Consider the following 13,555-nt stretch of genomic DNA (forward strand, 5'->3'; position numbering starts at 1 on the left):
TCGCCACCCGTTTCCTGCGCAATCGCGTTTCCGCCGCGCAGAGCTATGGTAAGAAGATACTTACATTTTAATTACACAGGCCCCACCCGTCAGCCCAGCGCCTGCGGCTGTCAGCAACAATTTCTCTCCGGGCATGAAGGGAGCGGCCTGATGGGCGAGCGACAGGGAAAGCGGGATGGTGGCAGCGGAGGAGTTTCCGTAGCCATCGATCGTGCGGACGGTTTTCTCAGGGGCGATACCGAGATCGCTGCAGACGGCATCGAAGATACGGGCATTGGCCTGATGCGGAATGAACCGTTGTATATCCATGGCGCCGAGCCCTGCGTTGTCCAGCGCCCGGCGTGCGCAGTCGCTCATCATCCGGACCGCTTGCGTAAACATTTCCCGTCCGTCCCGCATCGTCATCAGGCAATCCTGTGCCGCCACGTCGGGAGCAAAGGGACGGTTGCCGCCACCGGCCGGGATCGAGATCAGGTCGTATCGGCTACCGTCCGAGGCAAGATCGACGCCCAGCAATCCTGCGTCTGCATCTGGCGAGGGCATCAGAACGACCGCGCCGGCCGCGTCGGCAAACAGCACAGAGCTTGCGCGTTCGGCAGGATTGATCCGGCGGCTGAGAATATTGGCGGCGACCACCAGCACCGGCCGGCCTTGCGTACGAACGAAACCATCGGCGAGCGTCAGCGCATAGAGGAAACCGGAACAGGCCCCGGCAAGATCGATGGCCCCGGAATTTGCCAGTCCAAGGTGATGGGCAAGCAGCGGTGCCGACGGTGGCAACAGATGATCGGGCGTCGAGGTGGCAAGCAGCGTCAGCGCGATGTCCCCCCGGGCGATGCCAGCGTTTTCGATTGCCGCCTCGCCTGCCCTTGCAGCTAGGCCGGACAGCGTATCGCCCGGTTCGGCCCAATAGCGCGTCCTGATCCCGGTCCGGCGTTCGATCCAGCCCCGCTCGAGACCGAGGCTATCCTCTATTTCGGCGTTTTCGACACGCCGCCCCGGCACGCTATGACCGAAGCCGGCAAGACGGGATGACCGGACGCTGCTCACAACCGGCCCGCCACAAAGCATGCAGCAGCCTCGTCGATCGCATCATAGGCCCGGTCAAGCTCTCCTGTCGTTACACAATAGGGCGGCATCAGATAGATGACGTTGCCAAGCGGCCGGATCAGCAGTTTTCGCTCGCGAAAGAAGGCCCTGAGCTTTGGACCAACCTCTGACAGATATCCTTCGGCAGGGACCGTAAGATCGAGCGCGGTGATCGTGCCGATCTGACGGACATTGGCGAAGCGCGGATCGGCCTCAAAGCGCGCCAACCTTTCCGTCTGGATGACCTCCAGCGACTTGATGCGCTCGCGCACCGGCTCGTTTTCCCAGACAGTCAGATTTGCCACTGCGGCGGCGCAGGCAATCGGGTTGGCGGTGTAGGAACTGGAGTGAAAGAATGTCTTCCGGCGGTCGGTCGACAGATGCGCCTCGAAGATTTCGGCCGTGCAGAGGGTGGCGGCAAGCGGCAGGGCGCCGCCGGTCAAGCCCTTGGATGAGCAGAGGATATCGGGCGACATGCCTGCCTGTTCGCAGGCAAAGACACTGCCGGTGCGGCCCCAGCCGGTCATCACTTCGTCGGCGATCAACAAAGTGCCATGCCGTTCGGCAATCCGTTTCAGCTCAGCCAAAACCGAGGCGGAATAAGTGAGCATGCCGCCCGCCCCGAGAATGAGCGGTTCAATCAGCAGCGCGGCCACGTCTCCCGTTGCACAGAAACACTCAAAGGCATCGAGCGTCTCCTGCTCATGGCCGGGCGCCGGAAACGGCAGGCGATCGACGCCGAACAGCATCGGCTCGTAAGCCGCGTTGAAGACGCCGCGTTCCCCCGCCGACATCGTGCCGATCGTATCGCCGTGATAGCCGTGTTCCAGAACGCAGATGCGGCGGCGCGGGGTGCCGGCATTGTGAAAGAAGCCGAGCGCCATTTTGAGCGCGACCTCGACGCAGGTCGATCCGCTGTCGGAATAAAACACATGCGCAAGCCCCGGTGGGGCGATCCGCAGCAGGCCGCGCGCCAGTTCTTCCGCCGGTTCATGGGTGTATTCGGCAAAAATGATCTGGTCGTAGCATGCGCATGCGGCCTGGATGGCCGCCATGATCGCCGGATGGCGGTGGCCATGCGTGATCACCCACCAGGAGGAGATGGCATCAAGGATGCGCGATCCGCTGTCATCGATCAGGCAGGCGCCGTCGGTTTGAACGATGCGCTTCAGAGTGGGTTCCAGCGCATGCTGGGTGAAGGGGTGCCAGACAGGCGAGTTCATGCTGTCTTCTCTTCGAACGAGGAAAGAGGAAAGTTTTTCTGGAAAGCCTGACCGAGGCTTTCGGGCGTCAACGGATCGATCTGCGGCAAGCGGCCGAGAATGCGTACCTGCCCCGCCGCAGCGATGATCCGCTGGGTTTCGGTCTGTTCATCGCCGATGAAGGCGACGCCGAAGACCGGAATAGAACGGTGGCGCAAAGCTTCGAGCGACAGCAGCGTGTGATTGATGGTGCCGAGCCCGGTGCGGGCGCAAAGAATGACGGGGATTTGCCAGCGCGCAAAGACATCGGCGAACACCGCCGTTTCGGTAAGCGGCACCAGCAAACCGCCAGCACCCTCGATGACCAGCGGTGCATCAGTTACCGGCGGCATCAACCGCTCGGGTTCGATCTCGACGTGATCAAGCCGGGCGGCGAGATGCGGCGAAGCCGGTGTCCGCAAGCGGTAGGCCTCGGGAAGAATACGGCTGAGCGGCAGGCGGCCAAGCCGGTGGACGACCTGGCTGTCGGTTTCCTCATCCAGACCCGATTGCACCGGTTTCCAATAATAACCGCCAAGTGCCGCCGCCAGTGCCGCCGAAAACACCGTCTTGCCGATGCCGGTATCGGTGCCTGTTACCACGAAGCGCATCATGGCTTCTCCTCCGCCATGATGGCCGCCAGCCGGGTGAACATGCGGGCTATCGTCGGTTGATCGACATTCAGCGTAATGGCGATCCGCAGCCTTGCGGTGCCTTCCGGCACCGTCGGCGGGCGGATGGCGCGGATATCGAAGCCTTCTGCTCGCATCCGCGCGGCAATCCGCACAGCCCGGCCGTTATCGCCGATCAGCACCGGCAGGATCTGCGATCCGCTGCCTGCGACGCCGAGTTTTGCGTTCAACTCGGCATTGGCGAAGCTGCACAATGCGTCGAAATCTGCACGGCGCTGCGGCTCGTCCACCAGCATGTGAAGGGATCGGCGAACCGCTGCCGCCATCAGTGGCGATGGCGCCGTCGAATAGATGAGACCCCGTGCCCGGTTGACGAGATAATCGCAGAGCACGGCACTTGCGCCGAGCAGCGCGCCGGAAACGCCGAGCGCCTTGCCGCATGTGTGCAGCACGATGACATTGGCGCGGTTTTTGAGATCGGCGGCAAAACCGCGGCCATCCTGACCAAAAACGCCGGTCGCATGCGCCTCGTCGATCACCAGGAAACCGCCGTGCCTTTCGGCGACTGCAGCAAGCTCCGCCAGCGGTGCGCGATCGCCGTCCATCGAATAGAGACTTTCTACGGCAATCCAGGGATGGCCAGTTCCGCCGTGGCTGCGCCAATGTTCGATCGCCTGTGCGAAGGATGAGGCATCGTTGTGGGCGGCGGCCACTGCCTGCGCCTTGCCCGCCTGAATCCCCTCATGCGCACTGGCATGCACCAGCGCATCATAGACGACGAGATCGCCCCGCTGGGGCAGGGTCGAGAAAAGCGCTGTGTTCGCGGCATAACCGCTGCCAAAGTAGAGGACACGCTCGGCTCCGAAAAAGGCCGCCGCCTCCGCCTCCAGTGCTTCGTGCTCCGGGTGATTGCCGCGCAGCAGCCGCGAGCCGCCGGCACCGGCCGGCACGCCGCGATCAAGGGCTGACGCAATCGCTGCCGCCAGCCGCGCCGACCCGGCCAGCGCCAGATAATCGTTCGAACTGAAATCGGCCCCGGCCCGGTCAACCAGAATGCGCCGCCTGCCCTTGCGCTCCAGGCCCGCCAGCGTGGTTTCGTAGCGGGCAAGACCTTGAGCCATCATTGCGAAAGTCCCAGGTCCATCGGCTTCAGGCCAAGGCGGCGGAACAAGGCGGTGTCGTGGTCCTCGCCCGGGTTTTCGGCTGTCAGCAGCGTGTCCCCGGCAAAGATCGAATTGGCGCCGGCGAAGAAACAGAGCGCCTGCATCTCGTCGCTCATCTGCGTGCGCCCGGCCGAGAGGCGCACATGCGCGCGCGGCATCAGGATGCGGGCAAGCGCGATGGTCCTGACGAATTCAATCGGATCGACCGGCTCGGCATTGGCAAGTCTTGAGCCGGGGATCGGGATCAGCATGTTGATCGGCACGCTTTCCGGCGGTTCCGGCAGGTTGGCGAGCGTCACCAGCATGGAGATGCGATCATCGGTGGTTTCGCCCATGCCGAGAATACCGCCGGCGCAGACCTTCATGCCGGCATCGCGGACATTGGCGAGCGTCTCCAGCCTCTCGGCGAAGGTGCGCGTGGTGATGATCTGCGGATAGAATTCTTCCGACGTATCGATATTGTGATTGTAATAATCGAGCCCGGCTTCGGCCAGCGTGCCTGCCTGCTGCGGCGACAGCATGCCGAGCGTCATGCAGGTTTCCAGACCGAGCGCCTTGACGCCTGCCACCATGTCCACCAGCGTGTCCATGTCGCGGTCCTTGGGGCTGCGCCAGGCGGCCCCCATGCAATAGCGGCTGGCCCCTTCGGCCTTTGCCTTGCGCGCTTCAATGAGCACCTTCTCGACCATCATCAGCTTGGAGGCTTTCAGCCCCGTCGGAGAGCGTGCCGACTGGCTGCAATAGCCGCAATCCTCGGCGCATCCACCGGTCTTGATCGACAAAAGCCGGCTGATTTGCACAGCGTTGGGATCGAAATTCTCCCGATGAACCGAGTGCGCCTGAAAGAGCAAATCGTTGAATGGAAAATTATAGATAATTTTTGCGTCATCGGGAGAAAAGCGAGCTATTTCGGGAGCTTCCCCATAAGAAATCTCGCCTATAACGCTCTTTTCAACAGGGAAATCAGCGTGTTTTTCATCTCTCAGCATCTGGCACCCATCCGATAGATTAAAAATAATAATTATCTATAATTTATCGAAGGACAGAAAACCGCAACCGCCTTTTTGATGCAAACCGGATAAATTCACGTAATACGTGCTTTGGTAATGCTGCGGCACGCGCCGGGAGCGAGCAAAATCAGGGAAAATAAGCTGTGAAAAAAACGTCAGCCGACGATGGCGAAAGCGTCACGGGTTGCGCCGGAAGCGTTGCGGACGGGTTTTTGGCCGATCCATTGTACGTGCCGCTCAAGCACAGGCGCGGCGTTTTCGATATTGCCCTGACGCAGAAATGTCAGGATGGCGCGGTGATCGTGATCGGTGCGCACTTCCCATTCGGTTCGCCAGCTGGCGAACAGGAAACGGGCACTGGCCGCATGCAGATCACTGATGGCGGCCAAGAGGCGCGGCATGCCGCAGGGAGTCAGAATCAGCGTGTGAAAACGGCGGTTTGCCTCCTCCCAGGAGCGGACATCATGGGAATTGTCGCCCGCCACGGTGGCCTCTTCGGCCTGATCCAGAATGGCGGACGTCAGATGCGGCGCCGCATGCCGAAGGGCCAGAACCTCAAGGGCTGCCCGCATCTGCGCCACTTCGCGCACTTCCTTCAGATCGAAGGAGGCGACCCGCACGCCCCGGCGCGGTTCGCTGACCGCAAGACCCTGCGCTTCCAGCCGGCGGAAGGCCTCGCGCACCGGCACGTGGCTGGTTCCGAACTCCTCGGCAATATGGTCCTGGCGCAGCTTCGTGCCCGGGTCCAATTGCCCGGTGACGATCCTGTCGGCAAGGATGCGGCTGATGCGGCTGGCAATCGTGTCTTCGCTCGCTGAGGTCATGTTTTATAGATAATTTGCCGGGGCGGCGCTGTCGAGGGCGCGATTGTAATCATTGGATATCTTCACAGTCTTCCGGCGCTCAACGAGAGCCGCACGCCGGGTGCTGTGCCAAACGGCCCTTGACGCTCCGTCCAAAACTGTGGCTAGATCGGCGCATTCACCAGGGGGGTCCCGACAAGGGGCTGAGATTCTGCTGGCATGATCGGTGGCTTTGCCGCCCTCAAGCAGCGCAGTGACCCGTTGAACCTGATCCAGTTCATACTGGCGTAGGGACGGTGCAAGCGCTGTTGAGACTCGGATTCCGTTTGCGGATTTGCGTCGGCGTCTTTTCATCATTCCGGCTCTGATGACTGGGTCTCCAACTTTGGAGCCTCAACCATGACTATTGCCGCAAAGAACATCACACCCACAGTTACCACGGGCCCGTTGCCAGCCTCCCGCAAGGTGCATATTCCGGGCGAACTCTACCCGGATATCCGCGTGCCGATGCGCGAAATTTCCGTGCATCCGACATCTGGCGAACCACCCGTTACCGTTTACGATCCCTCCGGCCCCTATACGGATCCGGCGCACATCGTGTCGATCGACGCCGGCCTGTCCCGGCAGCGCCAAGCCTGGGCTACCGCGCGTGGCGATGTCGAGACCTATGACGGCCGCCACGTCAAACCCGAAGACAACGGCTTTGCCACCGGCGAACGGCTGACACCGGAATTCCCCCACCGCAACCAGCCCCTGCGCGCCAAGAACGGCAAGGCTGTGACCCAGATCGCCTATGCCCGTGCCGGCATCATCACGCCGGAAATGGAATACATCGCCATCCGCGAAAACCTCGGCCGCAAGCCGCCAAAGGGTGCACTGGTGCGCGACGGTGAGAATTTCGGCGCCAGCATTCCCGATCACGTGACGCCGGAATTCGTCCGCCAGGAAATTGCCCGTGGGCGAGCCGTCATCCCGGCCAATATCAACCACCCGGAATCCGAGCCGATGATCATCGGCCGGAATTTTCTGGTGAAGATCAATGCCAATATCGGCAATTCCGCCGTCACCTCGTCGATGGCCGAGGAAGTCGAGAAGATGGTCTGGGCGACACGCTGGGGCGCCGATACCGTCATGGACCTGTCGACCGGCCGCAACATCCACAATATCCGCGAGTGGATCATCCGCAACGCACCGGTTCCGATCGGTACCGTGCCGCTCTATCAGGCGCTGGAAAAGGTCAATGGCATTGCCGAAGACCTGAACTGGGAGGTTTATCGCGACACGCTGATCGAGCAGGCCGAGCAGGGCGTCGATTATTTCACCATCCATGCCGGCGTGCGGCTCGCCTATATCCCGCTCACCGTCAACCGCGTCACCGGCATCGTTTCGCGCGGCGGCTCGATCATGGCCAAGTGGTGTCTTCATCACCACAAGGAGAGCTTCCTCTACGAGCATTTCGACGAGATCTGCGATATCGCCCGCGCCTATGACGTGACCTTCTCGCTGGGGGATGGCCTGCGGCCCGGCTCGATTGCCGATGCCAACGACGCCGCGCAGTTTGCCGAACTGGAAACGCTCGGCGAGCTTACCCAGATTGCCTGGGCGAAAGACTGCCAGGTGATGATCGAAGGCCCCGGCCATGTGCCGATGCACAAGATCAAGGAAAACATGGACAAGCAACTGGAAGTCTGCGGCGAGGCACCCTTTTATACGCTCGGACCGCTGACGACCGATATCGCTCCCGGCTACGACCACATCACGTCCGGCATCGGCGCTGCGATGATCGGCTGGTTCGGCACGGCGATGCTCTGCTATGTCACGCCGAAGGAGCATCTCGGCCTGCCCGACCGCAATGACGTCAAGGTCGGTGTCATCACCTACAAGATCGCCGCCCATGCTGCCGACCTTGCCAAGGGGCACCCGGCCGCCCAGCTGCGCGACGACGCCTTGTCGCGGGCCCGCTTCGAGTTTCGCTGGGAAGACCAGTTCAACCTGTCGCTCGATCCGGAAACGGCGCGCTCCTTCCATGACGAGACCCTGCCGAAGGAAGCCCATAAGGTGGCGCATTTCTGCTCGATGTGCGGGCCGAAATTCTGCTCGATGAAGATCTCGCACGAGATCCGCGCCGAGGCGCAGAAGGAAGGGCTTGAAGCGATGGCGGCGAAATTCCAGGCGGGCGGCTCGCTCTACATGCCGCTCGGCCCGGACGGCACCATTCCGCCAGCCGGAGAGTGACCATGCGCGTCCTGATCAGGGGGGCCGGCGTTGCCGGCCTCACGGTTGCTCATGAACTTGCCGGGAAAGGCATCGCGGTCGAGGTGACGGAGACGTCATCGCGGCCGGGCGGCGGCGCCTCCTGGTTTGCCGGCGGCATGCTGTCGCCCTGGTGCGAGCGCGAAAGCGCGACTGAAACGGTGGTGACGCTGGGGCGCAAATCGGCTGACTGGTGGGAAGCGGCACTGCCCGGCCACGTTGTCCGCAAGGGTACATTGGTCGTCGCGCCGCCGCGCGATACTGCGGAGCTCAACCGTTTCGCAGCCCGGACATCAAACTTCGACTGGCTGGACGGCGATGACATCTCAGCCTTGGAGCCGGACCTCGCCGGCCGGTTCCGCAAGGCGCTTTTCTTCCGTAACGAAGCCCATCTCGATCCCAGGCGCGCGATAACCGGCCTTTCCGGCAGGCTGGCGGCAATGGGCGTGGTCTTCCATTTCGGCGCTGCCCCGGATTTTCCGGGAGCCGGGTTCGACCATATCGTCGATTGCACCGGGGCAAGCAGCATCCGCCAAACGGTGGATCTGCGCGGCGTGCGGGGGGAAATGCTGATGCTGGAGACGCCCGACGTGACGCTCTTACGCCCCGTCCGCCTGCTGCATCCGCGCATTCCGCTCTATATCGTGCCGCGCGCCGACGGCCACTTCATGGTTGGCGCGACGATGATCGAAAGCGACGATCGCGGCCCGATCAGCGCCCGCTCGCTGATGGAGCTGCTCAACGCTGCCTATGCGCTTCACCCGGCCTTCGGCGAAGCGCGCGTGGTCGAAACCGGCGCCGGGGTTCGCCCGAGCTATCCCGACAATCTGCCGCGGTTTTCGGCTGACGGCGGCATCATTCGCATAAACGGAATGTACCGGCACGGGTTTCTGCTTGCCCCATCCGTCGCGCAGGACGTTGCGGCGCACATCGCCTCCTCTTCGAAAACGAACGCCGCAAGACCGGCCAACTCTTTTGATCCGGTTCTTGTGACCCCTCGCAGATATGACAACTCAACTGGAGCAAGCCGATGAAACTGACAATCAACGGTGAGGATCATCAAACCGACATTTCCGTTCTGTCCGAGCTTCTGACCTCGCTCGAATACGAAGGCGACTGGCTGGCAACGGCCGTCAATGGCGAGCTGGTGCACCGCGAAGAGCGGCGCGATTTTGTATTGTGCGATCGCGACCGCGTCGAGATCCTGTCGCCCATGCAGGGAGGCTGAGATGCTGACACTCTACGGAACCTCCGTTTCCTCGCGGCTGCTGCTCGGCACGGCGCGCTATCCCTCGCCCGCTATCCTGGCCGATGCGGTCCGCACCTCGAAAACCGATATCGTCACCGTGTCGCTGCGCCGGGAGACCGCAGGCAGCCGCACCGGCGGCGCGTTCTTCGAGCTGATCCGTGCGCTGGGCGTCCGGGTTCTGCCCAACACCGCCGGCTGCCACACCGTGTCGGAAGCGGTGCTGACCGCGAAGATGGCGCGTGAGGTCTTTGCTACCGACTGGATCAAGCTCGAGGTGATCGGCAACCACGACACCCTGCAGCCGGACGTCTTTGCACTTGTCGAGGCGGCGCGCATCCTGAACGGCGAGGGTTTCAAAGTCTTCCCCTACACCACCGATGATCTCGTCGTGGCGGAACGGCTGCTCGAAGCGGGCTGTGAGGTGCTGATGCCCTGGTGTGCCCCCATCGGCTCGGCCATGGGTCCGGTCAATCTGCCGGCGTTGCGCAGCATGCGGGCAAGTTTTCCGGATGTTCCGTTGATCATCGATGCCGGGATCGGGCGGCCATCGCATGCCGCCACCGTCATGGAACTCGGCTTTGATGCCGTTCTGCTGAATACCGCCGTTGCAGGCGCAGGTGACCCGGCCGCCATGGCCGCAGCTTTCACCGGCGCCATAGAGGCGGGTCGCACGGCATTTCAGGCCGGAATGCTCGAACCGCGCGACATGGCGGTGCCATCCACGCCGGTCATCGGCAAGGCGGTGTTTTCATGAAGCTCGATCCCTTCTACCTGATCGTCGATAGCGCCGAGTGGATCGAGCGTCTTGTGCCGCTCGGCGTCAAGCTGGTGCAGTTGCGGATGAAGGACAGCACCGAAGCCGAACTGCGCACTGCCATTCACCGCGCAAAAGCGATCTGCGCGGCGCATGATTGCCAGCTGATCGTCAACGACTACTGGCAAATGGCAATCGCGGAAGGCTGCGATTTCGTCCATCTCGGCCAGGAAGATCTGGTCACCGCAGATATTGCCGCCATCCGCGCCGCCGGGCTCAAGCTCGGGCTTTCGACCCATGACGAGGCGGAGCTTGCCATCGCGCTTGCTGCTAAGCCCGATTACGTGGCGCTCGGGCCGGTCTGGCCGACCATCCTGAAGGAGATGAAATGGGCGCCGCAGGGGCTGGAAAAGCTGCGCGAGTGGAAGACGCGCATCGGCTCGCTGCCGCTGGTGGCAATCGGCGGTCTGAATATCGACCGGATCGGTAGCGTCCTTGCCCATGGCGCCGATAGCGCTGCCGTCGTCACCGATATCACCCTCAATATCGATCCGGAAGCACGCGTGCGGGAATGGATCGAGCGTACGGCGGGCTTCCGATGAGCGCAGCACGATGAACCTCATGCCGCACGTGCTTGCCGTTGCAGGCTCGGATTCCTCCGGCGGTGCCGGGATCGTCCGCGATATCGAGACGCTGGCAGCCTTCGGTGTCAAGGCTTCGGTGGCGATCACCGCCGTCACTGTCCAGACACATCTTGGCGTCGAACATGCCGATCCCGTGGCACCGGACCGTGTGGCGCAGCAGATGCGCGCGGCGCTGTCCGCCAATCCGATTGCGGCGATCAAGATCGGCATGCTGGCGACATCGGCGACGATTTTCGCCGTTGCAGCGGTACTTGCAGATCATCCCGGCATTCCCGTGGTGCTCGATCCCGTTCTGGTCTCAACGTCCGGCCGCGCCCTGTTGACCCCGGACGCGACGGTTCCCCTGCTCGAACTGGTTTCTTCGTGCACGCTTGTCACGCCCAATCTGCCGGAGCTTTCGGTGCTGGCAGTATCGCCGGGCAGCGTTTCCAGTCAGGCCCGCAGCCTTTTGACGGCAGGGGCAAGGGCGGTTCTGGTCAAGGGCGGGCATGGCGATGGGGTGGAATCCACCGACATTCTGTTTCGGGTCGGCCATGCCGATCAATCCTTCGCGTCGCCTCGCCTTGCCGCAACGATGCGCGGCACCGGCTGCATGCTGGCCAGCGCGATTGCCGCGCGCTTGGCCTCCGGCGACCCGCTTTCCACGTCCGTTGCCAAAGCCAAGGCTTTCGTGCACGGCAAGCTCCGCCAAACGTGAACAGCAATCTCGCCGCCAATTTGCGATGATGGCCGGCAGTTGAACCCGTTGGACTGCCTCGCTCCATGCTCCCCTGCTAATCTTTCTTAGGGGTAGCGCTTCGGACGCGCTATACTTCGGAGGTGAAGACCGTGGTGAAGAGATTCGCGCCGATGCCGCATGACATGAATGGTAAGAGTAAACAGCCCGTAGAGACAGACGACGAGCAGCCTTTTTTTGATCAGCTCCGCATGATGCAGCGGGCTTTTGTCGCCTCGCCGGTCCGAAAAACCATCACATGGCTCGCGATCGGGATCATCATCATCATATTGGCGACTGCGGCCGGACAGATCCTGCTGAACCGATGGTACAAGCCGTTCTACGACACGCTGGAGCGGCGCGATCTCGCGGCGTTTCTCAGGCAATTCATTACTTTCGGCCAGATCGCCGGCACGCTTTTGGTCCTCAACGTGCTGCAAACCTGGCTTAACCAATGGATCCGGATCAAGCTGAGGGAAGGCCTGACGCTCGATCTCATCGGCGAGTGGATGAAGCCAGCGCGGGCCTTTCGCCTTGCCAATGCCGGTTCCATCGGCATCAATCCCGACCAGCGCGTGCATGAGGATGCCCGCCATCTCGCCGACCTGACGGCAGGACTCACTATTGGGCTGTTCCAGTCGGGTATTCTGCTTGCCAGTTTCGTCGGCGTTCTATGGTCGCTGTCGGCCGGTTTCATCTTTCATGTCGGCGGCTACGATCTCAACATTCCCGGCTACATGGTCTGGGCAGCCTTTCTTTATGCCGGAACCGCTGCTGCCGTGAGCTGGTTCGTCGGCCGCCCCCTCGTCAAGATCAACGGCGACCACTATGCGCGCGAGGCCGCCCTGCGCTTCTCGCTGATGCGGGTCAATGAACATATAGAGGCAGTTTCCCTGTCTTCCGGCGAAGGCAATGAAAAGCGCCGCCTGCAGCGCGATCTCGCCTCGGTTCTGGAAATCAGCAACAAGCTGATGATGGCTCTGACACGGTTGACATGGGTCACCTCCGGCTATGGCTGGCTGACGGTCGTTGCCCCCATCGTCATCGCAGCCCCGGTCTATTTCAACGGCGACCTGAGTTTCGGCGGCCTGATGATGGCCGTGGGCGCCTTCAATCAGGTGAATACGTCGTTGCGCTGGTTTGTCGACAACATCGACAGCATTGCCGACTGGCGGGCGACGCTGCTACGCGTTGCCGCCTTCCGGTCTGCGATCCTGATGACCGACGAACGGCACGAAAACGACAAGCGCATCGAATTTGCCAAGGCTGACGGCGACCACCTGACCATCGACCGCCTGGAAATCGCCCTGCCGTCCGGTTGCATCAAGCTCGCCGATCAGCATGTGGAAATCCGGGCGGGCGACCGCGTTCTGGTGACCAGCGAATCGGATGTGGAAAAAGCGCCGTTCTTCCGGTCGCTGGCCGGTCTTTGGCCTTGGGGACATGGGCGGATTGCCCTACCCGAAGGCGTGGACATCGCGTTTGTGCCGCGCACGCCCTATTTCCCGCCGGGAACGCTGGAAGAAGTCCTCAGTTATCCTGAAAATCCAGGGCGGTTCAACAAGGCCGATTTGGTGTCGGTTTTGTCCAGGGTCGGTCTGAGCAAGTTGCAAAACAGCTTTGATCAGGACATGCGAACAAGGTTGAAGCTGAACGAAGTCGAGATCAGGCTGCTGGCCATTGCGCGGCTTGGATTGCACAAACCGGGCTGGATCATCATTGACGAGGCGCTCGACACGCTGGATCGCGATGCCTACCAGCAAGTTCTGACTTTCATGGAGCAGGAACTGGGCAATGCGGCTATCGTGAATATCGGCAGGGTGGCTTCCGGTAACCGCTTCTTTACACGCGTCCTGCAGCTACAGAGCAGTCCGGCCGGCAAGGCCATCCGCTTGCTCCGGCCCAAAAGCCTTCGCACGGACAATCCCGAACTGGCGGATTAAACGGACGCGGCGTGTTGATGAAAACGGCTTGTCGCCTTTCCCCTCCGACACGTGAAGGG

General features: G+C 62.0%; 13 protein-coding genes and 1 riboswitch. Of the genes, 7 read left to right on the forward strand and 6 right to left on the reverse strand.

The window, feature by feature from the left end; genetic code table 11:
- Positions 1 to 60 precede the first annotated feature (60 nt).
- From ACP7E6_RS07830 to ACP7E6_RS07855, 6 genes are all read right to left on the reverse strand, one after another.
- Positions 61 to 1,050, reverse strand: a complete 990-nt coding sequence (locus ACP7E6_RS07830) for a beta-ketoacyl-ACP synthase III (protein WP_426229147.1) — start codon at positions 1,048 to 1,050, stop codon at positions 61 to 63.
- Positions 1,047 to 2,312 (reverse strand): adenosylmethionine--8-amino-7-oxononanoate transaminase, encoded by a 1,266-nt coding sequence (locus tag ACP7E6_RS07835; protein ID WP_426229148.1) that lies wholly within the window; start codon positions 2,310 to 2,312, stop codon positions 1,047 to 1,049. The genes ACP7E6_RS07830 and ACP7E6_RS07835 overlap by 4 nt, the downstream gene beginning before the upstream one ends.
- Positions 2,309 to 2,944, reverse strand: a complete 636-nt coding sequence (gene bioD, locus ACP7E6_RS07840) for a dethiobiotin synthase (protein ID WP_426229149.1) — start codon at positions 2,942 to 2,944, stop codon at positions 2,309 to 2,311. Before bioD ends, ACP7E6_RS07835 begins: the two co-directional genes overlap by 4 nt.
- Positions 2,941 to 4,086 (reverse strand): 8-amino-7-oxononanoate synthase, encoded by a 1,146-nt coding sequence (locus ACP7E6_RS07845; RefSeq protein WP_426229150.1) that lies wholly within the window; start codon positions 4,084 to 4,086, stop codon positions 2,941 to 2,943. The genes bioD and ACP7E6_RS07845 overlap by 4 nt, the downstream gene beginning before the upstream one ends.
- Entirely contained in the window at positions 4,083 to 5,114 is a 1,032-nt protein-coding gene (gene bioB, locus ACP7E6_RS07850) for a biotin synthase BioB (protein ID WP_426229151.1), read from the reverse strand. Before bioB ends, ACP7E6_RS07845 begins: the two co-directional genes overlap by 4 nt.
- A gap of 176 nt (positions 5,115 to 5,290) precedes the next feature.
- On the reverse strand, positions 5,291 to 5,959 hold the full coding sequence (locus ACP7E6_RS07855; RefSeq protein ID WP_426229152.1) for a GntR family transcriptional regulator: 669 nt from the start codon (positions 5,957 to 5,959) through the stop codon (positions 5,291 to 5,293).
- Between the two features lie 152 nt (positions 5,960 to 6,111).
- A riboswitch (TPP riboswitch) is annotated at positions 6,112 to 6,250 on the forward strand.
- An 87-nt stretch (positions 6,251 to 6,337) separates the two neighbouring features.
- Between ACP7E6_RS07855 and thiC the strand changes: the two genes are divergently transcribed.
- The 7 genes from thiC to ACP7E6_RS07890 all read left to right on the forward strand — a co-directional run bounded on the left by thiC (position 6,338) and on the right by ACP7E6_RS07890 (position 13,496).
- A complete protein-coding gene (thiC, locus tag ACP7E6_RS07860) occupies positions 6,338 to 8,173 on the forward strand; it encodes a phosphomethylpyrimidine synthase ThiC (RefSeq protein ID WP_426229153.1) in 1,836 nt (611 codons plus the stop codon).
- Positions 8,174 to 8,175: 2 nt separating this feature from the next.
- On the forward strand, positions 8,176 to 9,225 hold the full coding sequence (gene thiO / locus ACP7E6_RS07865; protein ID WP_426229154.1) for a glycine oxidase ThiO: 1,050 nt from the start codon (positions 8,176 to 8,178) through the stop codon (positions 9,223 to 9,225).
- Positions 9,222 to 9,419 carry a sulfur carrier protein ThiS gene (gene thiS / locus ACP7E6_RS07870; protein WP_426229155.1) on the forward strand — a complete coding sequence of 66 codons (198 nt, stop codon included), beginning with the start codon at positions 9,222 to 9,224 and terminating at the stop codon, positions 9,417 to 9,419. The genes thiO and thiS overlap by 4 nt, the downstream gene beginning before the upstream one ends.
- Before the next feature lies 1 nt (position 9,420).
- Entirely contained in the window at positions 9,421 to 10,194 is a 774-nt protein-coding gene (locus ACP7E6_RS07875; RefSeq protein ID WP_426229156.1) for a thiazole synthase, read from the forward strand.
- The gene (locus ACP7E6_RS07880) at positions 10,191 to 10,796 is read left to right on the forward strand and encodes a thiamine phosphate synthase (protein WP_426229157.1); all 606 of its coding nucleotides are present in this window, start codon (positions 10,191 to 10,193) and stop codon (positions 10,794 to 10,796) included. The genes ACP7E6_RS07875 and ACP7E6_RS07880 overlap by 4 nt, the downstream gene beginning before the upstream one ends.
- Before the next feature lie 10 nt (positions 10,797 to 10,806).
- A complete protein-coding gene (locus ACP7E6_RS07885) occupies positions 10,807 to 11,535 on the forward strand; it encodes a hydroxymethylpyrimidine/phosphomethylpyrimidine kinase (RefSeq protein ID WP_426229158.1) in 729 nt (242 codons plus the stop codon).
- A 131-nt stretch (positions 11,536 to 11,666) separates the two neighbouring features.
- Entirely contained in the window at positions 11,667 to 13,496 is a 1,830-nt protein-coding gene (locus ACP7E6_RS07890) for an ABC transporter ATP-binding protein/permease (RefSeq protein ID WP_426229159.1), read from the forward strand.
- The last annotated feature ends 59 nt before the right edge of the window (positions 13,497 to 13,555 follow it).

The organism is Pararhizobium sp. DWP3-4, from assembly GCF_049898205.1.
Lineage (GTDB): Bacteria > Pseudomonadota > Alphaproteobacteria > Rhizobiales > Rhizobiaceae > Pararhizobium.